20 protein-coding genes and 3 tRNA genes are annotated in these 19,665 nt (G+C 70.0%); 7 read left to right on the top strand and 16 right to left on the bottom strand.

Features of this window, described 5'->3' with window-relative positions:
- Positions 1 to 117 precede the first annotated feature (117 nt).
- A complete protein-coding gene (gene cls, locus G5T42_RS04080; protein ID WP_165125812.1) occupies positions 118 to 1,584 on the bottom strand; it encodes a cardiolipin synthase in 1,467 nt (488 codons plus the stop codon).
- A gap of 66 nt (positions 1,585 to 1,650) precedes the next feature.
- Positions 1,651 to 1,845, bottom strand: coding sequence for a hypothetical protein (locus G5T42_RS04085; RefSeq protein ID WP_165125815.1), 195 nt, complete (start codon positions 1,843 to 1,845; stop codon positions 1,651 to 1,653).
- A gap of 144 nt (positions 1,846 to 1,989) precedes the next feature.
- Here G5T42_RS04085 and G5T42_RS04090 point away from each other — a divergent pair, with 144 nt between their 5' ends.
- Entirely contained in the window at positions 1,990 to 3,114 is a 1,125-nt protein-coding gene (locus tag G5T42_RS04090; RefSeq protein WP_165125818.1) for a DUF4192 family protein, read from the top strand.
- A gap of 20 nt (positions 3,115 to 3,134) precedes the next feature.
- Here the strand turns inward: G5T42_RS04090 and lysS are convergent, their stop codons facing one another.
- The 12 genes from lysS to tilS form a co-directional block, all read right to left on the bottom strand.
- The gene (lysS, locus tag G5T42_RS04095) at positions 3,135 to 4,673 is read right to left on the bottom strand and encodes a lysine--tRNA ligase (RefSeq protein WP_165125821.1); all 1,539 of its coding nucleotides are present in this window, start codon (positions 4,671 to 4,673) and stop codon (positions 3,135 to 3,137) included.
- Positions 4,674 to 4,763: 90 nt separating this feature from the next.
- Positions 4,764 to 5,477 carry a Rossmann-like and DUF2520 domain-containing protein gene (locus G5T42_RS04100; protein ID WP_165125824.1) on the bottom strand — a complete coding sequence of 238 codons (714 nt, stop codon included), beginning with the start codon at positions 5,475 to 5,477 and terminating at the stop codon, positions 4,764 to 4,766.
- Positions 5,474 to 7,123, bottom strand: coding sequence for a PH domain-containing protein (locus tag G5T42_RS04105; RefSeq protein WP_241245952.1), 1,650 nt, complete (start codon positions 7,121 to 7,123; stop codon positions 5,474 to 5,476). Before G5T42_RS04105 ends, G5T42_RS04100 begins: the two co-directional genes overlap by 4 nt.
- Positions 7,120 to 7,746 carry a PH domain-containing protein gene (locus G5T42_RS04110; protein ID WP_165125845.1) on the bottom strand — a complete coding sequence of 209 codons (627 nt, stop codon included), beginning with the start codon at positions 7,744 to 7,746 and terminating at the stop codon, positions 7,120 to 7,122. Before G5T42_RS04110 ends, G5T42_RS04105 begins: the two co-directional genes overlap by 4 nt.
- Positions 7,694 to 8,185: a DUF3180 domain-containing protein gene (locus G5T42_RS04115; RefSeq protein ID WP_165125848.1), complete on the bottom strand. Its 492-nt coding sequence runs from the start codon at positions 8,183 to 8,185 to the stop codon at positions 7,694 to 7,696. Before G5T42_RS04115 ends, G5T42_RS04110 begins: the two co-directional genes overlap by 53 nt.
- A complete protein-coding gene (folK, locus tag G5T42_RS17440; protein WP_241246035.1) occupies positions 8,182 to 8,655 on the bottom strand; it encodes a 2-amino-4-hydroxy-6-hydroxymethyldihydropteridine diphosphokinase in 474 nt (157 codons plus the stop codon). The genes G5T42_RS04115 and folK overlap by 4 nt, the downstream gene beginning before the upstream one ends.
- 56 nt (positions 8,656 to 8,711) lie before the next feature.
- Entirely contained in the window at positions 8,712 to 9,086 is a 375-nt protein-coding gene (folB, locus tag G5T42_RS17445) for a dihydroneopterin aldolase (RefSeq protein ID WP_206535708.1), read from the bottom strand.
- Positions 9,074 to 9,895, bottom strand: coding sequence for a dihydropteroate synthase (gene folP, locus G5T42_RS04125; RefSeq protein ID WP_165125854.1), 822 nt, complete (start codon positions 9,893 to 9,895; stop codon positions 9,074 to 9,076). Before folP ends, folB begins: the two co-directional genes overlap by 13 nt.
- Positions 9,896 to 9,909: 14 nt before the next feature.
- Positions 9,910 to 10,500: a GTP cyclohydrolase I gene (gene folE / locus G5T42_RS04130; protein WP_165125857.1), complete on the bottom strand. Its 591-nt coding sequence runs from the start codon at positions 10,498 to 10,500 to the stop codon at positions 9,910 to 9,912.
- 9 nt (positions 10,501 to 10,509) lie between these two features.
- Entirely contained in the window at positions 10,510 to 12,513 is a 2,004-nt protein-coding gene (ftsH, locus tag G5T42_RS04135; protein WP_165130075.1) for an ATP-dependent zinc metalloprotease FtsH, read from the bottom strand.
- A 145-nt stretch (positions 12,514 to 12,658) separates the two neighbouring features.
- Positions 12,659 to 13,210 carry a hypoxanthine phosphoribosyltransferase gene (gene hpt / locus G5T42_RS04140; protein WP_165125860.1) on the bottom strand — a complete coding sequence of 184 codons (552 nt, stop codon included), beginning with the start codon at positions 13,208 to 13,210 and terminating at the stop codon, positions 12,659 to 12,661.
- Positions 13,211 to 13,240: 30 nt separating this feature from the next.
- On the bottom strand, positions 13,241 to 14,236 hold the full coding sequence (gene tilS, locus G5T42_RS04145; RefSeq protein WP_241245953.1) for a tRNA lysidine(34) synthetase TilS: 996 nt from the start codon (positions 14,234 to 14,236) through the stop codon (positions 13,241 to 13,243).
- 157 nt (positions 14,237 to 14,393) lie between these two features.
- On the opposite strand from tilS, the gene ppa reads away from it, so the two are divergent.
- The gene (gene ppa / locus G5T42_RS04150) at positions 14,394 to 14,927 is read left to right on the top strand and encodes an inorganic diphosphatase (protein WP_165125866.1); all 534 of its coding nucleotides are present in this window, start codon (positions 14,394 to 14,396) and stop codon (positions 14,925 to 14,927) included.
- Positions 14,928 to 15,005: 78 nt separating this feature from the next.
- Here the strand turns inward: ppa and G5T42_RS04155 are convergent, their stop codons facing one another.
- Entirely contained in the window at positions 15,006 to 16,352 is a 1,347-nt protein-coding gene (locus tag G5T42_RS04155) for a M23 family metallopeptidase (RefSeq protein ID WP_347104228.1), read from the bottom strand.
- Between the two features lie 233 nt (positions 16,353 to 16,585).
- Between G5T42_RS04155 and G5T42_RS04160 the strand changes: the two genes are divergently transcribed.
- The 5 genes from G5T42_RS04160 to G5T42_RS04180 all read left to right on the top strand — a co-directional run bounded on the left by G5T42_RS04160 (position 16,586) and on the right by G5T42_RS04180 (position 19,128).
- Positions 16,586 to 16,658, top strand: a tRNA-Glu gene (locus G5T42_RS04160).
- A gap of 28 nt (positions 16,659 to 16,686) precedes the next feature.
- A tRNA-Asp gene (locus G5T42_RS04165) sits at positions 16,687 to 16,760 on the top strand.
- A 74-nt stretch (positions 16,761 to 16,834) separates the two neighbouring features.
- Positions 16,835 to 16,907: transfer RNA gene (locus G5T42_RS04170), tRNA-Phe, on the top strand.
- 198 nt (positions 16,908 to 17,105) lie between these two features.
- Positions 17,106 to 18,071 carry an SDR family oxidoreductase gene (locus tag G5T42_RS04175; protein ID WP_165125872.1) on the top strand — a complete coding sequence of 322 codons (966 nt, stop codon included), beginning with the start codon at positions 17,106 to 17,108 and terminating at the stop codon, positions 18,069 to 18,071.
- Between the two features lie 160 nt (positions 18,072 to 18,231).
- Positions 18,232 to 19,128 carry a hypothetical protein gene (locus G5T42_RS04180; protein WP_165125875.1) on the top strand — a complete coding sequence of 299 codons (897 nt, stop codon included), beginning with the start codon at positions 18,232 to 18,234 and terminating at the stop codon, positions 19,126 to 19,128.
- Positions 19,129 to 19,178: 50 nt separating this feature from the next.
- Here the strand turns inward: G5T42_RS04180 and G5T42_RS04185 are convergent, their stop codons facing one another.
- A complete protein-coding gene (locus G5T42_RS04185) occupies positions 19,179 to 19,649 on the bottom strand; it encodes a GrpB family protein (protein WP_165125877.1) in 471 nt (156 codons plus the stop codon).
- Positions 19,650 to 19,665: the final 16 nt, after the last annotated feature.

Consider the following 19,665-nt stretch of genomic DNA (forward strand, 5'->3'; position numbering starts at 1 on the left):
CGAGGAATGCCTCGCGTCGCACGTGCCCCGGCGGTCGGCAGGTCAATCATGGCCCAGCGACCCTGAGGGAACCCGGAAGGATCGATAACACGCTGGTCACGAAACTTCGAAGCCGCCTCACTGGAGCGCGGAAGTGAGCCTGGCAAGATTGTCGAGCACCGTGGAGCGAAGCGGCTGCTTCTCCCATTCTTCGAGGGTGAGCTCGCGGCTCAGATCGCGGTAGTGCTGCTCGACCTGGCGCATCTCGCGGATGAACTCCTCGCCGCGCACGAGCATCGAGATCTCCATGTTGAGGCCGAACGAGCGCATGTCCATGTTGCTCGACCCGATGATGGCGACCTCGTCGTCGATCGTCATCGACTTCGAGTGCAGGATGAACGGCTTCCGGTACATCCAGATCTTCACTCCCGCGCGCAGGAGCACCTCGTAATAGCTGCGCTGGGCGTGATATACGACCGCCTGGTCGCCCTCCTCCGAGACGAACAGCTCCACCTGCAGTCCCCGGTGGCATGCCGTCGTGATGGCGTTGAGGAGGGCCTCGTCGGGCACGAAGTACGGGCTCACAACGATGACCTTGCGCTGCGCGTAGTACATGAGGCCGAGGAACAGGCGCAGATTGTTCTCGAACTCGAATCCCGGACCTGACGGGATGATCTGGCAGTCGAGGTCGCCGGGCCCCGTCGTCACGTCGAAGAGGTCGATCTCATCGGTGAGCACCTCGTCGGTCTCGCTGTACCAGTCCGACAAGAAGACGGCATTGATGGATGCCACGACCGGCCCCTCGACGCGGACCATGAGGTCGACCCAGTGCAGCCCCCGCTTGATGTTCCGGCGCAGGTTGTAGGTGGAATCCGTGACGTTCTGCGATCCCATGAAGGCGACCAGCCCGTCGACGACGAGCAGCTTGCGGTGGTTGCGCAGGTCGGGCCGCTGGTACTTGCCCTTGAACGGCTGCACCGGAAGCATCAAGTACCACTGCGCGCCCATCGCGTCGAGGCGGCGCAGCGTCTTGCGGTAGTACGGCTTGCCGCGGTTCGCCCAATGGTCGAGGAGAACGCGCACCGTGACGCCTCGGGCCGCGACCTCTTCCAGCGCCCGGAAGAAGTTGTCGGTCGAGGCATCCGTCTGCAGGATGTAGAACTCGACGTGCACGTACCGCTGGGCCTGGCGGATGGCGTCGGCCATGTTGTCGAGGCTCACCTGGTAGTCCGAGATGAGGTGCGCGCCGTTGTCGCCGGCGAGCGGCATGGCGCCGAGGTTGCGGTTGAGGGTGACCAGCGAGGTGAACCACTCGGGCGCATTCGGCCGGTAGGTGCCGAAGTCGAGGTGCGCGCTCGTGTCGTGGATGTAGTCGTTGATCCGCTCCTGCTTGCGCCGGCGCTTGCGCGGCAGACGGGGGTTGCCGATGAGCAGGAACAGCAGCACGCCGATCAGCGGGATGAAGTAGATCGCGAGCAGCCAGGCCGTCGCGGAGGTCGGACGACGGTTGCGCGGGACGAAGATGATCGCCAGCACGCGGACCGTGAGATCGAAGAGGAAGACGAGGATCAGCCACCAGGACGCGTCGAACGTGACGGTGATCACCCCGGAAGCCCCCTCATCGCCCGCCGACCGGCGGCGGTGTGCCCAGCGTAGTGCCCGGCCCGGACGTCAACGGGGTGCGTCGCTCGCGGCATCCGTCGCCGGCAGGCCCCGCTTGGCACGCTGCTCGGCTTCGATGCGCGCGTAAACGCGACGCTCGGTGCGGTCCGCGCGGAGGATGCTGCGCAGGATGAAGAAGAAGAGGGCGCTGACGACGACGGTCGGAATCAGCGACCAGAAGACGGCGACCCAGTAGTTCTCCACACGACCAGGATACCCGGGCGGGATGCGGTCTCCCGGGCCCGCTTCGCTGCGGCCTCTCCTCCCCATCCCGGCATTCGGCGGGCATCTCTCCTCAGCCGACGCCTGGGCCGTTCTCGCGACCGCCTGCACGCGACGCTCGGACGCATGACCACCATCGTGAGAGCCGCCGGTGCGGCCCAGTTCCTCGCTCTCGTGCCGCGCATGCTCGGCTATCGCCCGACGCGCAGCCTCGTCCTCATCCCCTTCGCCGGTTCCCGCAGCCTCGGTGCCATGCGGCTCGACCTCCCCGACCACGACGCCGACGTCGACGCGTTGGCGGCGACCTTCGTCGGCATGGTGTGCCGTCTCCCCGACGCCGATGCGCTCACCGCCGTCGTGTACACCGACGAAGCCTTCGGAGATCGGATGCCTCGCGCCGCCCTCGCGACGGCGCTCGGGTATCGCGCCGACGAGTGCGGCCTGCGCCTCGTCGACGCCCTGTGCGTCGGCGCGGATGCGTGGGGGTCGTACCTCGACGTCGACCTTCCGCCGGGTGGCCGGCCGATCGCCGACCTGGGCGATGAGCCGCCGGGGGCCGAGCACCTCGCGGTCGCCGACGGCGATCAGAGCTCCGGCGCGGAGCTCGACGCATCCGACCCCGCCGAATGCGAGGCTGTGGACGCCGCGCTGCGCAATCTCGCCGACGCCGTCGACCTCCTGTGCGGGACGGATGCCGGAGCCGCAGCAGCCGATGACGGCGCGCGGGTGGATCCGCACGCGCTGTCGGCGGTGTGCGCGCTCGACGACCTTCCGACCCTCTTCGAGGAGGCGCTCACATGGGACGCCGCCGACCTCCCGCCGTACGACATCGCCGTGATGGTCTGGTGCCTCGCGCGTCCCGCGCTCCGCGACATCGCGCTCGTCGAGTGGTGCGGCGGGCTCGACGCCGGCGACGAGGCATTCGACGCGCAGTTGCGGTGGGAAGCCGGTGAGGAGTATCCGGCCCACCTCGCGATGCACATGTGGGGCGAGGGCGAGCGTCCAGAGCCTCGACGGCTCGAGCAGGCGCTCGCGCTGGCTCGCCGCGTCGCCGCGTCAGCGCCGGAGCCGCTCCGGCCGGGGCCGCTCGCGACCTGCGCGTGGCTGTCGTGGGCGCTGGGCCGCTCGACGCACGCCGAGCGGTATGCCGTCCAGGCGTGCGAGATCGAGCCCGAGCACGGGCTCGCCGAGATCGTCCGCTCGTTCGTGCACGCGGGACATCTGCCGGACTGGGCCTTCCGGCCGCGATGAACGGACGGAGGTGGATGCCGCTACTTGACGAGCGGGAAGAGGATGGTCTCGCGGATGCCGAGGCCCGTAAGCGCCATCAGCAGTCGGTCGATGCCCATGCCCATGCCGCCCATCGGCGGCATGCCGTGCTCCATCGCCCGGAGGAACTCGTTGTCGATGCGCATCGCCTCGAGGTCGCCGCGAGCGGCGAGCTTCGCCTGCTCCTCGAACCGCTCCCGCTGGATCACCGGGTCGATGAGCTCGGAGTACCCCGTCGCGAGCTCGAAGCCGCGAACATAGAGGTCCCACTTCTCGACGACACCCGCGATCGAGCGGTGCTCGCGCACGAGGGGGCTGGTGTCGACCGGGAAGTCCATGACGAACGTCGGACGTGTCAGGCTCGGCTTGACGAAGTGCTCCCAGAGCTCCTCCACGAGCTTGCCGTGCGTCGCGTGGGGCGGCACCTCGACGCCCTCCGACTCCGCGAAGGCGAGCAGCTCGTCGAGCGACGTCTCGGGCGTGACGTGGCGACCGGATGCCTCGGACAGCGAGCCGTACATCGAGATCCGGTCCCACTCGCCCCCGAGGTCGTACACGGTGCCGTCGGCCCAGGTCACGGTCGTCGACCCGGCGACGGCGACAGCCGCGTTCTGGATGAGCTCCTGCGTGAGGTCGGCGATGCCGTTGTAGTCGGAGTACGCCTGGTAGGCCTCGAGCATCGCGAACTCGGGGCTGTGAGTCGAGTCCGCGCCCTCGTTGCGGAAGTTGCGGTTGATCTCGAACACCCGCTCCAGCCCGCCGACGACGGCGCGCTTGAGGAAGAGCTCCGGGGCGATGCGCAGGTACAGGTCGGTGTCGAACGCGTTGGACTTCGTGATGAACGGCCGTGCGCTCGCTCCACCGTGCTGCACCTGCAGCATGGGCGTCTCGACCTCGAGGAAGCCGTGGCTCGTGAACGTCTCGCGCAGGCTCGCGTTGGTCTTGGCGCGGGCGACCACCGTCTCGCGGGCACGGTCCCGCACGATCAGGTCGAGGAAGCGGCTGCGGACGCGGCTCTCCTCGCTGAGCTCCGAGTACATGTTCGGCAGCGGCAGGATCGCCTTCGAGGCGATCGCCCAATCGGCGACCATGATCGACAGCTCGCCACGACGGCTCGAGATGACCTCGCCCCGCACATACACGTGGTCGCCGAGGTCGACGAGGTCCTTCCACTCCTGAAGCGACTCCTCGCCGACACCCGCCAGCGACACCATCGCCTGGATGCGGCTGCCGTCACCGGCCTGGAGAGTCGCGAAGCACAGCTTGCCGGTGTTGCGGCTGAAAACGATGCGGCCCGCGACGGCGGCCGTCACGCCCGTCTCGGCACCGGCTTCGAGGTCGCCGAAGCGCTCGCGGAGGTCGGGGATCGTGTCGGTGACGGGGACCGAGACGGGGTACGCACCGCCCGAGGCATCCGTCCGCTCGGCGATGAGGCGCTCGCGCTTGGCCATCCGGACGGCCTTCTGCTCGAAGACGTCCTCGTCGGGGATCGCGTCGTCTGCGGCTGCCGCGGGCACGGCGGGTGCGGTGGTATCGGTCATCGCGGGGGGCTCCTTGGAAGTCGCCGTCCAGTCTATCGGCGGCCTCCTGAGCGCCCTCGGAGAGCGGACCGGGACGATCCGCGAGCGGGCTCAGCCGTCCAGCGGCTCCACCACAGGGCCTGCGCCCGCAGAGCCGGCCTCCGTGAGGGCGTGATCGATCGTGGAGTGCACGAGGGCCGACAGGTATGAGCCCGGATGCGGCACTCCCGCCCCACGCAGAAGGTCGGCCGCCTGCCTCACGATCGAGCGCGAGAACTCGGTCGAGATGGCTATCGCCTCCGCGTAGGCGGCGCGATCGTCCTCTCCGATCACCACCGGCTCGCAGCCCAGTTCGACCGCCAGGGCCTGCGCGATCGGCAGGACGGCAGGAGGTGCCGTGACGGCGGCATAGGCGTTCGCCAGCTGGCGGAGGTCGACGGACGTGCCGGTGAAGGCGATGGCCGGGTGCACCGCGAGCGGGATCACGCCGCGCGCGACAGCGGGGGCGAGCACCCCGGTGCCGTACGAGGCATCCGTGTGCAGCACGAGCTGACCCGCCTGCCACGCGCCGACTTCGGCGAGGCCCGAGACGAGCCCGGGCAGCTCCTCGCGGGGCACGGCGACGATCACCAGCTCGCTGCGCCGGAGGATCTCGAGCACGTCGAGCACCGGCAGGCCGGGAAGGATGGCCTCCACCCGCTCCGCATCCGCTCCGGCCGTGATCCCGGTGAGGGCGTGGCCGGCTCCCGCGAGGGCGGCGCCGATGACCGGGCCCACCTTCCCCGCACCAACGATGCCCACGCCGAGACGTCCGGCCTTGGTCATGCGATCTCCTCCGCCCAGCGGTGGGAACGGTCGACGGATGCCGCGTGCACGGCGCCGGCCTCGGCATCCGCGAACAGATCGAGCGCGGCGTCGCGATCGATCGCTCCCACGCCCGCGTACACGGGACCGAGCACAGTGTGGGCGCGCGCGCTCACGACACGGGTGAGCCGGTCGAGAGGGCCCTGGTGGAGCGCAATGCTCTGCATGCGCGCGAGGGGCACGAGCGCCAGCTTGCGCCAGATGAAGCCGCGGCGGAGGAGAAGGGCGTCGGGCGTCAGCCGGAAGCCGTTCCGGCGCCACGAGAGCGGACGCAGGAACCACGCGCGGCGGGGCGTGTTCATGAACGAGTCGTCCTCTTCGGGACCGAGCATGCCCTGCCGGACGACGAGCGGCCACTCGTTGGGAGGCACCCCCGGAAGCAGGAGGCGCAGCACCCGCTCGACGTCGTCCGTCGTGCCGACAGGGAGGACCGTCGTGAACTGGTCGTTCGAGTTGTCGCTCAGGCTGCGGCCCGTCAGCCGGTTGATGCGGATCGTCCACCACCCGAAGCCCCGCCACAGGATCGACTGCGCGATCTCGACGGCGTGCACTCGTCCCGGCGGGACGATCTCGGTGATGGTAGTGAGGAGTCCGAACGTGATGCGCACGCCGTCCGGCGTCGGCGCGATCGAGTACCTCAGGGAGCGGAGGATCGAGCGGATCCAGTACGCCACGAAGCCGATGATGGTCGGCACCATCGCGAAGAGGATCCACGGCGATCCGACCGACGACCCGACCGCGATCGCCGCGATGCCGAGGACGAGGAACACCGTCGCCGGACTGATGACATGCGACACGAGGAGCCGGAGGACCGGGATGTCGACGACCGACTCGGGCACCGGAACGGGTGCCTCGTCGCCCTCGATGAGCCCCGTGATGCCCCGCGACACGGTCTGGCTGATCGCGCCGACGCGGGAGAGGGCGACGTCGCCTCCCGCCTGCGCGGCCGCTTCGGCGAGCCGGCGACCGGAGGCCAGTCGCAGGATGTCCGCCCGGACGGCCTCGGCATTGGTCGTGGAGAGGTACTCGAGCTTGACATTGGCATCGGTGCCGGCGCCCACGACTTCGAGCTTCGCCATCCCGAGCAGGCGAGCGAGCATGGGCCGCGTGAGGTTGACGCCCTGGACGCGGTCGAGGGGCGCGCGCCGCTGCGTCCGGAAGAGGATCCCGCTGCGCACCTCGACGTCGTCCCCCGTGATGCGGAACGTGTGGAACCGCCACGAGAGGTAGAAGATCACGATGAGCGCGATGAGCACGCCGAGGACGACGAGCCCCGCCGCCAGATACAGGTTGTTCGCGACGATGAAGTCGATGGGGTCGCCCGACCCCTCGAACTCCTCCAGCTCGTCCGCGGGGATGCCGGGCGCGAAGATCTCCAGGAAGAGGAAGATCAGCCGGTCGCGGAGGTTCGCGATGACGATGCCGATCACGACGACGAGGAACAGCCCGCCGCGCAGGAGCGGGGTCAGGGGGTGCAGCCGGTGCCACTCGCCGTCGCTCAGCGGCGAGCGCACAAGCGCCTGCGGCGGCGCGGGGGACGCGGCATCCGTCGACGACACCGCCGGCGGGCCGGGCGTCGCGCCGATGGGAACGGGGCTGTCGGTCACAGTCCGGTCCGGCGGCTCTCGGCCACCGCGACGAGGTGGTCGCGCAGCGTCTCGGCCGTCGTCTGCTCCAGGCCCGGGATCGTGACGCCGGTCGTGGCGGCGGCCGTGACGAACTTGAGCTGTGCGATGCCGAAGCCGCGGTCGAGGGGTCCGTGAGTGATGTCGACGAGCTGCATGCGGCCGTAGGGGACGGCCACCATGCGCTGCCAGAGGATGCCGCGGCGGAACACGAGGTCGTCGTCGCGCAGCTGATAGCCGATCGCCCTCAGTTGACGGGGGAGGATCGCCATCGTCCAGATCAGGATGACCGCGACGATGCCGCCGGGGATGAGTGCCCAGGGCTGATGAAGCACGAGGCTGAGCACGGCGACCACGACGGCGACGAGCAGCAGCACCGTGCCCGACGAGATGAGCTGGACCCACAGGTACTTGCGCGAGATCTGGTGCCAGACGCCCTGCGCGAGGTCGAGGCGATTGGCCGAGCGAGGCTCCACGAGCCGCGTGTAGGTGCCCTGGTCGAGGGATGCCGGGGCGCCGTCCGATGCGACTGCGTCAGCGTCAGCGACGGCGTCAGTGCGAGTGGGCGTCGAATCCGGGACCGGGGTCGCCGGGTTGTTCGTCATCGTCGTCCTTCCGGATGGTGCAGAGATGCTCGGCGATCAGGCCCGCGGCGACGAGCAGCGCGCCGCTCACGATGGTCACGATCACCGCTCCCCACGAGCCTAGCGAGGGGGTCACGGGGCGGGTCAGCAGGAAGAGCGAGAGGCCGCCGCCCAACCCCGCGAAGACCGCGCCGACGATGCTCGAGGCCTTGGCGAGCATCGCGATGCGCAGCGCCCGGAACGGATTGACGGGCGTGCCCGCCGAGCCGCGCGTCGCACGCCGGATCGGCAGGGCGAGCAGCACGACGAAGACTCCGAGCAGCACGAGGAGGATCGGAAGCGAGATGCTCGGGATGAACGTCGGGCGGCCCGCGGCCGTCAGCACCTGGTCGACGATGAACCCCGTGGCGACGCCGATCGCGACCGAGAGGACGAGGGCGGCCGGTCCGGTGCGCTTCACGAGACCTCCCGCAGTCGCGCCAGGAGGTCGGCGACCCGGCCGCGCCCGGGCAGCTCGGCGTGGGGATCGATCGCCAGCCACGGCGCGAGGACGAAGTCGCGCTCAGCCGCACGCGGATGCGGCAGGAGCAGCCTCGGGTCGTCGCTCACGACGTCTCCGTAGGAGATGAGATCGAGGTCGAGAGTGCGATCACCCCATCGCTCGCGGCGCTCGCGGCCGTGCTTCGCCTCGATCGCGTGCAGGTAGGAGAGCAGCACGGAAGGGGCGAGCCGCGTCGTGACGATGGCCACGGTGTTGAGGTAGGCGGGAGCCGAGGCATCCGGTCCGTCGAGCTTGAGCGCGACCGACTCGATGATGTCGGCCGCGCGCACCTCGTCGACGAGCGGCAGGGCCCCGAGCTCCGCGACCGCGCGGCGGAGGGTCGCGACGCGATCGCCCAAGTTGGCGCCCAGGGCGACGACGGCGCGCACCGGCTCCCGGCCCGTGGGCGAGGTGTCGCCCTGGAAGCCCTGGGCGAGGCGGCGGTTCACACGCCCACCCGCCCGCGGTGCACGGTCACCGCGACGTCGCCGAACGGCACGGCGATCGGGGCGGACGGCTTGTGCACCGTCACTTTGGCGACCTGCACGAGCTCGTTGGCGAGGATCGCGTCCGCGATGCGGCCCGCGAGGGCCTCGAGGAGGTCGACCGGCTCGCCCGAGACGATCGCCGCGATCTGCTCGGCCAGCTCGCCGTAGTGGACGGTGTCGGCGACGTCGTCGGTCTCGGCGGCCTTGCGCAGTGGCAGGTGCAGCGTGACGTCGACGACGAACTCCTGGCCGTCGCGCTTCTCCTCGGCGTACACGCCGTGGTGGCCGAACGCCCGGATGCCGGTGAGGGTGATCTCGTCTAGGAAGTCCATCGGGCTCCACTCTCCCAGGCGTCGGCGACCTTGAGCGCATCGACGGTCGCGGCCACGTCGTGGACGCGCACGCCCCACGCACCGGACCGGGCGGCGAGCACGCTCGTCACCGCCGTCGCGAGGTCACGGCGCCCGACGGATGCCTCTTCCTCATCCGGCTCGAGGGTCTCGGCCAGGAACCGCTTGCGGCTCGTTCCGACGAGCACGCGCGGCCCCATCCCCGAGATCCGGGGAAGGCCGTGGAGTACGGCCCAGTTCTGCCGGCCCTTCTTGCCGAAGCCGATGCCCGGATCGACGATCACGCGGGACGGCGCGATCCCCGCCGCCGCGGCGGCTTCGACCCGCGTCGAGAGCTCGGTCACCACCTCGGTGACGATGTCGCCGTAGTCGGCCCGCGCGTACATGTCGGAGGAGTAGCCGCGCCAGTGCTGCAGCACGATGTCGGCGTCCGTGCCCGCGATCGCGGAGAGCATGTCGGGGTCCGAGAGCCCGCCCGACACGTCGTTGACGATCCGCGCACCGGCGCCGACGGCGGCGAGCGCGGTCGAGGAGTTCATCGTGTCGATGCTGACCGGGACGCCGGCCTCGACGAGAGCTCGCACGACGGGGAGCACACGCTCCTGCTCGACGGCGGGGTCGACCCGCTCGGCACCGGGGCGCGTCGACTCTCCGCCGACGTCGAGGATCGCGGCGCCGTGACTTCGCAGCATCAGGCCGTGGGCGATGGCAGCGTCGGCGGCGAGGAAGCGCCCGCCGTCGCTGAACGAGTCGGGCGTGACGTTCACGATGCCCATGACGAGGCAGCTCATGTCGCGCTCGGCCCTCAGTCCCGGCCAGCGCCGATGAGTGCGATGAGCTCGGCGCGGGCGGCGGGCTCGGCCAGTTCTCCGCGCGCGGCGATCGTGACGGTGGATGCCTCGCGCTGACGCTCCCCGCGCATCGTGACGCATCCGTGGGTCGCCTCGAGCACGACGAGCACCCCCCGCGTGTCGAGGGCGTCGGCGATCGCGTCGGCGATCTGCTCGCCGAGGCGCTCCTGCACCTGCGGCCGCGCCGCGAGCACGTCGACGACCTTGGGCAGCGCCCCGAGCCCGACAACCTTGTCGCCGGGGAGGTAGGCGATGTGCGCCTTACCCCGGAACAGCAAGAGGTGGTGCTCGCAGACGGACCGGAAGTGGATGTCGCGGAGCATGACGGCACCGGAGGCCGAGGTCTCGGGCGCCGGCCCGTGCGAGATCGAGATGGTGTGCTGCAGGGGGGCCGAGGCATCCTCCCCCACACCCGCGAAGAACTCCGCGTAGGCGTCGGCGACCCGCTGCGGGGTCGCCTTCAGCCCCGGGCGATCGGGGTCCTCCCCGATCGCCTCGAGGAGCTCGCGGACGAGCGCAGCGACGCGCTCACGGTCGACGGCCATGGGCCGAGCCTAGGCGGTCGCGGGACGCGCCTGTCCGCTCGGGCGGCGGCGCGGAGCCTTCTCGGCGTTGGTCTGGGACTCGACCGAGGCCGCCACGCCCGCGGGCTCGGGGCGACGCGGGACCTCGACGGGGGGCAGTGCCGAGACCGGGCGATCGCTGCTCGAGAGCCACTGCGGGCGCGGCGGGAGCTTCTTGATGTCCTTGAAGATCTCGGCCAGCTCGAGGTGGTCGAGCGTCTCCTTCTCGAGGAGGGCGAGCGCGAGCTTGTCGAGAACGTCGCGGTTGGCATTGATGACCTCGTAGGCCTCGTTGTGCGCCTGCTCGATGAGCCCGCGAACCTGCTGGTCGACCCGCTCGGCGATGCGCTCCGAGAAGTCGCGGCCGTGGCCCATGTCGCGACCGAGGAACATCTCGCCGGAGGCCTGGCCGAGCTTGACCGGACCGACGTCGGTCGTCATGCCGTACTCGGTGACCATCTTGCGGGCGATGCCGGTGGCCTTCTCGATGTCGTTCGACGCACCGGTCGTCGGGTCGTGGAACACGATCTCCTCGGCGACGCGGCCGCCCATCGCGTAGGCGAGCTGATCCTGAAGCTCGTTGCGCGTGACGGAATACTTGTCGTCGAGGGGCAGCACCATCGTGTAGCCGAGGGCGCGGCCGCGCGGGAGGATCGTGACCTTCGTGACGGGGTCGGTGTGGTTCATCGCCGCCGCCGCGAGCGCGTGACCGCCCTCGTGGTAGGCCGTGATGAGCTTCTCCTTGTCCTTCATGACGCGCGTGCGGCGCTGCGGACCGGCGAGAACGCGGTCGATGGCCTCGTCGAGCGCACGGTTGTCGATGAGCTGCGCGTTCGAGCGGGCCGTCAGCAGCGCGGCCTCGTTGAGGACGTTCGCGAGGTCGGCACCGGTGAAGCCCGGCGTCTTGCGGGCGACGACCTCGAGGTCGACGCCGTCCGCGAGGGGCTTGCCGCGGCCGTGCACCTCGAGGATCTTCTGGCGTCCCTTGAGGTCGGGGGCGTCCACGCCGATCTGACGGTCGAAGCGCCCGGGGCGCAGGAGAGCGGGGTCGAGGATGTCGGGACGGTTCGTCGCGGCGATGACGATGACGTTCGCCTTGGGGTCGAAGCCGTCCATCTCGACGAGCATCTGGTTGAGCGTCTGCTCGCGCTCGTCGTGCCCGCCGCCGAGGCCGGCACCGCGGTGGCGGCCGACGGCGTCGATCTCGTCGATGAAGATGATCGCCGGAGCGGACTCCTTGGCCTGGTTGAAGAGGTCGCGCACGCGCGAGGCGCCGACGCCGACGAACATCTCGACGAAGTCGGAACCCGAGATCGAGTAGAACGGCACGCCGGCCTCACCCGCGACCGCGCGGGCGAGGAGCGTCTTGCCGGTTCCGGGAGGGCCGTACAGGAGCACGCCCTTCGGGATGCGGGCGCCGACGGCCTGGAACTTCGCCGGGTCCTTCAGGAAGTCCTTGATCTCCTGCAGCTCCTCGATCGCCTCGTCGGCGCCGGCGACGTCGCCGAACGTGACGGTCGGGGTCTCCTTCGTCACGAGCTTCGCCCGGGACTTGCCGAACTGCATGACCTTGCTGCCGCCGCCCTGGGCGCTCGACAGCAGGAACCAGAACAGGAGGCCGAGCAGGAGGATCGGGAGGAAGAGCGAGATGAACCCGTCGAACCAGGTCGCACGCGGCACGGCGTCGTTGAAGCCGTCCTTGGGGTCGGCCGAGTTGATGGCGTCGACGACCTCTTCGGCGCGCGCCGTGACGTAGTAGAACTGCACGTCGGTCGCGCCCTCGTAGGGCTCCGCCAGCGTCATGTCGACGCGCTGATCGCCGTCGGTGTTCGTGACCTCGGTCACCGTCGTCCCGTCGAGGAGCTTGAGGCCCTCCTGCGTCGAGATCTGCTTCGCCCCGCCGAGGCTCGAGATGAGCGAGAACCCCACGATGAGGAGGAATCCGATCATCAAGACGTAGAAGAGCGGATTGCGGGTGATCTTCTTGAGGTCCATGGTGCGGGCGGCGCCCGTTCCCTTCGTCGGCGAGCCGACGCCACGCAAGCGCACTTGCGGCGACGGTGGATTCAGGGTATCGCGGGCGGACTATGCCTCTCCTGTGCATTCGCCCACGGCGTACACGGAGGGGGTGGCCGGCGCGTCAGGCGTAGACGTGCGGAGCGAGCACCGCGACGTCGCGGAGGTTGCGGTACTTCTCGGCGTAGTCGAGGCCGTACCCGATGACGAACTCGTTCGGGATCTCGAACCCGACATAGCGGCAGGGGACGTGGACCTTCGCGGCCTCGGGCTTGCGGAGGAGGGCGAACACCTCGACGGATGCCGCACCCCGCGACGCGAAGTTCTCGAGGAGCCAGCTCAGGGTCAGACCCGAATCGATGATGTCTTCGACGATCAGGACGTGCTTGTCGTGGATGTCGGTGTCGAGGTCTTTGCGGATCTGCACGACGCCGCTGGACTTCGTGCCGGCGCCGTAGGACGAGACGGCCATCCAGTCCATCGGGACGGCGACGGGCAGCGCCCGCGAGAAGTCGGCCATCACCATGACGGCGCCCTTCAGGACTCCGACGAGGATGAGCTCTTTCCCCTCGTAATCGGCGGCGACCTGCGCCGCGATCTCGATGAGCTTCTCCTGGATCTGCTCCTCGGTGACGAGGACGTCGCTGATATCGCTCTGGATGTCGGCCGCGCGCATGGCACGAGTCTAGGGCGGCTCGGCTCCGGATCAGTGCGCGGTGAACTCCAGCCGTGCGCCGGTGCGGCGGGCCCGGCATGCGGGCAGATCGATGGGCCCCTGCCCGTTCCAGTCGGTCACGAGCCGCGCGACCTCGAGCGTCTGCACCCGGGTGAGGCTCGCGCCGAACTCCGCGGCGACCACGTGCCGGATGATCCGGTGCCGCAGCGCCGGCGGGTTCGCCGCGAGCGCGGGCACCGACACGGAGATCCCCGCCTCGGCATGCTCGACGATGTCCTCGATCGTCTCGTCGATCATCTCGTCGAAGGCCTCGGCATCCTCGCGCAGCTGCTCGGCCGTACGCGCCAGCGCCTCCGCGATCCCCGGGCCCAGCTCGGCTTCGAGCACGGGCAGGACCCGGCTGCGCACACGGACGCGCGCGAACGAGGCGTCCTCGTTCTGCGGGTCGTCCCACGGGACGAGCTCCTCCGCCGCACACGCGGCCCGCGTGGTCGCGCGATGCAGCCCGAGAAGCGGTCGCAGGAGCGCGATGCCGTCGGCGAGCTGCGAGACGGGTGCCATGCCCTGCAAGCTCGCCGCCCCCGACCCCCGCGCGAGTCCCAGCAGGACCGTCTCGGCCTGGTCGTCGAGCGTGTGGCCGGTCAGGACTGCCGTCGCCCGAAGGACGGATGCCTCGTCCCTCAGCGCCGCATACCGTGCGGCGCGCGCGGCGGCCTCCGGCCCGCCGTCCGAGCCGACGCGGACCCGGACGATCCGCGGCTCGATCCCGAGAGCCCGTGCCTGCGCGGCCGCGGCGGCCGCGGCATCCGTCGATCCCGCCTGCAGTCCGTGGTCGATCGTGACCGACACGGCGGTCAACCCGGCCTTGGGCGCCTCGAACGCCGTCGCCGCAGCGAGCGCGAGCGAATCGGCGCCGCCCGACAGCGCGACGACGACCGTCGCACCGGCGGGCATGCCGGCGAGGGCCGCGCGCACGGCGCGACGCGTCTGCGCGACGGCGGGGTCGAGGCCTGGTCGATGGGTCACGGCACCACGGTACTGCGCGGGTTCGGCGCGTTTCGTCCCGGTCGCTTCGCTTCCTCGCTCAGGGGCCGGTCGTCGAGCGAGCGACGCAGACGAAACGCGCTGACCTCGCCCGACTAGGCTTGTCGCGGCATTCCCACGTCTTCTTAAGGAGTCCCCCATGGGCGCGTACGACGCCGTCATCGAGATCCCGCGCAACAGCAAGATCAAGTACGAGGTCGACCACGGCACCGGGCGCGTGTTCCTCGACCGCATCCTCTACACGCCGATGGGCTACCCCACCAACTACGGCTTCTTCGAGAACACCCTCGGCGAGGACGGCGACCCGCTCGACGTGCTCGTGCTGCTCGACCACGACCTGCAGCCGGGGATCCTCGCGTCGGTGCGCCCGGTCGGCGTGCTGAAGATGAGCGACGAGGCTGGAGGCGACGACAAGGTCGTCGCGGTGCTCGCCAAGGATCCGCGCTGGTCGCACATCCAGGACGTCGACGACATCCCCGAGTACACCCAGAAGGAGATCACGCACTTCTTCGAGCACTATAAGGACCTCGAGCCCGGCAAGTGGGTCAAGGTCGACGAGTGGGCGGGCGCCGCCGAGGCGGAGCGCCTGGTCGGCGAGGCCTTCGACCGCTTCAAGGAGCACGAGGGCCAGACCGCCACGCAGGGTGAGGGCGAAGCGCCCAACACGCTCTGAGACGGAGCTTTCGAGGGGGCGGATGCCGCGGCATCCGCCCCCTTCGTCGTTCGGGGGATGCCGCGACCCGCGTCGGCGTCAGACCGAGATGCCCCGATCGGCCATGAACGGGATCGGGTTGGTCGGGTTGCCGTTGATGTAGACCTCGAAGTGCACGTGGCAGCCGAAGGAGTTGCCGGTGTTGCCCTCGTAGGCGATGACCTGGCCGGAGTTCACCCACTGCCCGCTGCGGACGAGGATGCCGCCGTTCTGGATGTGGCCGTACCCCGTGCCGACCCCGCCGCCGTGGTCGAGCTTGATGTAGTTGCCGTAGCCGCCGTTCGGGCCGGCATAGCGGACGGTGCCGCTGTTGGCGGCGTAGATGGCCGATCCGCAGCCGGATGCGAGATCCACGCCGTAGTGGAAGCCGGTCGAGCAGTAGCCGTTGCCGCACTGGACGGATCGCGGGCCGTAGCCCGACGTCTGCCAGCCCGACGACGGGCGGGACCATCCGGACGCGACGACGGATCCGCCGCTGCCTCCCCCGCCGCTCTGCGCGGCAGCCGCCGCCTTGGCTGCGGCCTCGGCAGCCGCCCTCGCCGCGGCCTCCGCGGCCGCCTTGCGCGCGGCCTCGACACCCGCCTGGTAGTCGGCGAGGGTCTTGGCGGTGGTGTCCTGAAGAGCGGCGAGCTGAGCCTGGAGCTCACCGAGGTGCGTCTGCTGCGCCTCGAGAGCAGCCTGCGCCGCGTCGGCGGCCGCCTGCGCCTCGTTCATCTTCTGCTCGGCGAGCTGCTGCAGCCGGTCACGCTCATCCCGGGCGACGACCGCCTGATCGCTGAGGCTCTGCGCGGCATCCCGGGCGGTGATGGCGTCGGCGTAGACGGCCTGGTTGCGGCCGATGAGCTGGTCCATCGTCCCGAGGCGGGCGAGAAGGTCGTCGGCGCTGGCGGCGGAGCCGGCGAAGAAGAGCTGCAGCGACGTGTCTTCGCCGCCGTTGCGATAGAGCTGCGCGGCGACGCGGCCGGCCTTGTTCGCGGCATCCAATGCCTTCGTAGCCTGGTCGTCGGCCTGGGACTGCAGCTGATCGGCGCGCTGCGCCGCATCGAAGTAGTCCTGCTGCGCCTGATAGAACTCGGCGGCGCGCGCCTCGGCCTCGGCCTGAGTGCGGGCGACCTCGCTGGTGAGGCTGTCGATGAGGCCCTGGATCTTCTGGACCTCTTGCGCCTTGGCCGCCTCGTTCGCGCGTGCGGCCTGGACGTCGTCCCACGAGGGGTAGTCGGCGGCGAAGGCGGGGGGCAGGAGCGGCCCCGCGACCGCGGCGATGCCGACGAGCCCGATGACTCCGAGACCGAGCGCCGTGCGCCGGTCGACCGAGGGCCAGAGGGCGCGACGCTCTCGTGGAGTCGGCGCACAGCCGCAATCCACAAGGGCGTGATCCTGCTCCACGCTGATCCTCCCAGGTCGGACAACTCTTTTCACACTAGCAACATGGGTCACAGGCGCAAGAGGTCGTCTCGTTCCATGGTGCATCCGATCCGTCGGATCCGCACTCTTTATCCTGCGCGCCGCCGGCGCCGTCATCCACACCGACGCGCCCTCGATTGGCGGTTTCGATCTCGATCTCGTATGCTTGAGCGTCGGTAAGCGTGAGCGCCGGGCGGTGAGCCGGGGGTTCATCCGGCCCCATCGTTTAGCGGCCTAGGACGCCGCCCTTTCACGGCGGTAGCACGGGTTCGAATCCCGTTGGGGTCACCCAAGCCGAACACAATTTAATAAGCATGGCCCTGTAGCGCAGTTGGTTAGCGTGCCGCCCTGTCACGGCGGAGGTCGCGGGTTCAAGTCCCGTCAGGGTCGCTCCGTGCGACGGGCCCTTTGGTTTCAGAGGGCCTTTCGTCTAGGACGCGACGGATGCCTCGGCATCCCCGCGCGGCTCTGTAGCTCAGTTGGTAGAGCGTTCGACTGAAAATCGAAAGGTCACCGGATCGATGCCGGTCGGAGCCACAAGGGTGATCGTTACAATCACCCCAGAAACCCTCGCGTAGCTTCTACATCGCGGGGGTTTCGTCTTTCCCCCGCTTCGGCCTTTCCTCCCCTGCCTCGGCTCCCCCGCTTCGGGCTTTCCTCCGGCCGCCCGCAGCGCTACCGTGACACCACCAGCGCAACCCGGTCCCGCAGGCACGTCGGCGAGAGGACCATTCCATGTCGAGCCCTCGGGCGCCGCGCTGGAGCATCCCGCTTCCCGACCTCACCGGGCAGCGCGCCGTCGTCACCGGCGCGAGCGACGGGGTCGGCGTCGAGATCGCACGCGGGCTCGCTGCCGCCGGCGCCGATGTCGTCTTGCCGGTGCGCAACCGCGCCAAGGGCGAGCGGGCGGTCGCGGGCATCCGAGCCGATACGCCCGGTGCCTCGCTCAGCCTGGTCGACCTCGACCTGTCGGACCTGGCCTCGGTGGCCGCGGCTGGGGACGCGCTGCTCGCGGCGGCGATTCCGATCCGGGTCCTCGTCCTCAACGCGGGCATGATCGCGCTGAGCGACCCGGTGCGCCGCACGAGTGTCGACGGGTTCGAGCTGCACTTCCAAACCAACCATCTGGGCCATGTCGCCCTCGTCGCCCAGATCCTCCCGCTCCTGCGCGCGGGTGCGGCCCGAGTGACGGTGCAGAGCAGCCTCGCGGCGCGCTACCACCGGGTGCGGTGGGACGATCTACAGCTGGAGCGCGGCTACTCGGCGCTCCGGGCCTACGGGTCGTCGAAGGTCGCGCTGAGCCTGTTCGCCTTCGAGCTCGGTCGACGCAGCGTCGCGGGCGACTGGGGCATCACGACCAACGTCTCGCATCCCGGCATCGCGATCACCAACATCGCCCCCGCCGTGCTGCTCGAGAGCCGTAGCCGCGGCGCGCGCATCGGCCGCCGCGTCATGGAGGCCGGGGTGGGCGGAACGCCGGCCGAGGCATCCCTCCCCGCCCTCTTCGCCGCCGCGTCGGCGGATGCCGTTCGCGGAGCGTTCTACGGACCCGGCGGCTTCCTCGGCCTGCAGGGGCCGCCGCGCCGGCAGCGCCCCTACCGGAGCATCGTCGACGCCGGGGAGGCTGCGCGCGTCTGGGACGTCTCGCAGCAGCTCGCGGGCGTGCGATTCGAAGGGCCGCGCGCCGGCGCGAGCAGCTGAGGCTCGGCGCGCGGTGATGTGAAGGAGCCGGCCCCTTCCCGCCTCTCACCCTTGTGCGGGCTGTGTGCTCGGCGCACTCTGGTAGTCGGGGAATCGGGGAGCGTCGTCTCCGCGCTCGTGCTCGACGCGGCGACGTCATATGGCCGAAGCCGGGGGCGCCATGGATCGAGACACAACATCCAAGTCTCGAGGTGGCGGTGCGCCCGTCTGGCGTCGCGTCGGCATCTGGGGCCTGGCGACTTTGGGAGCCGCCTTCGTCGGCCTGGCTGCGACAGCACTCTGGCAGGGTGCGGGCGATTGGATCGCCGGTCTCACTGCCGGGGGCCCACTCGTCAAGGTGCGTGTCGACGAAGCGCCGAGCATGGATGACGTCAGCATCCCTCACGACGAGTCGCTCTCTCGGGCCGACCTCGATCGGCTCTCGGTCATGGATGTCGAGGACGCTGACGCCTGGCTTGAGGAGTACCGGAGCGGTGTGCCGAGCTCCGAACGGAGCGTCGCGCTGACCCTGACCGGCAATCGGCCGGATCCCGTGCGGGTCATGGATATGAAGGTGCAGAGCGCCTGCCATCCCCCGGATCGGGGCACGCTCGTGGTGAACGTGGAGGGTCGCGGCGGAGGATCGGACTCCGAGCACATGATCGTGTATCCCGAGGAAGACGATCATGGCCCCTTCCTCTTCACCGCCGGCGCTCCGACCCACTACTTCCCGGCCCGCACGATCTCGCTCGAGCAGGGCGAACAGGTGGTGGTCGTCATCGACATCGAGCCCGGCCGCGACGGCATGGACTGGGAAGACCCGGCGAGCACCCGGGTCTGCGACGTCCGGCTCGGGCTGAAGATCATGAACGGAGACACCGAGGTCGAGGAACCGGTCCCCGGATCGTTCAGCGTCATGGATGTCGAGCCCCACGCGGCGTATGGGAGCTACGGTGCGATCTATGTGGGCACGGGCATGTGCAATGCCTTCTATAAAGCGGACGACGGCTGGGATGGAACGGACGTCAGCGAGGTCTGCGGTGCCCGCAACGTAGACTTCGGCATACGCGGAGAATGAGGGCTGAGGCGCCGCCGAACCGCGGCGAGCCGGCGGGGGGTTCCTGCGGGCTAGCCGGCTGACGATCCGGTGAGACCGTCGAAGAAGCGGGACTTCGCGTGTTCGACGTCTCCCCCGGCGCGCTTGAGCGCGTTGTAAGCGGCGCGGGCGGCGGCATCCGTCCGCATGCGATCCCAGGACGTCGTGAACCGGTGATCGTGCTCGGAGCCCACCACCGTCAGCGCGATGCCGATCGGCGGTTGCGCGTCGCGCTCGAAGGTTGCGAACGATCCCGTCCAGATGTCGAGGTGCACCGGACGGTAGCGCGGGACGAGCGCCTGCTTCGCGAGCTCGAACTCGGCCGGTTGCACTCGGAGGTGCAGATCGATGTCGCCCTTCGTCACAAGTCCCTCCAGGCTGCTGCCGCCGGTGAGACCCAGAACGCCCGGAACGCCCGCCTTCGCGAGCGCCTCCTGTTCCCGCGCCAGGATGCCTCGTGCCTGGGCGACCGAGTCCGCCGTCGTCAGCCGCCAGTCGGGCACTGCTCCCCTCCCCGGG

This window comes from Microbacterium sp. 4R-513 (genome assembly GCF_011046485.1).
In the GTDB taxonomy this organism is placed as follows: domain Bacteria; phylum Actinomycetota; class Actinomycetes; order Actinomycetales; family Microbacteriaceae; genus Microbacterium.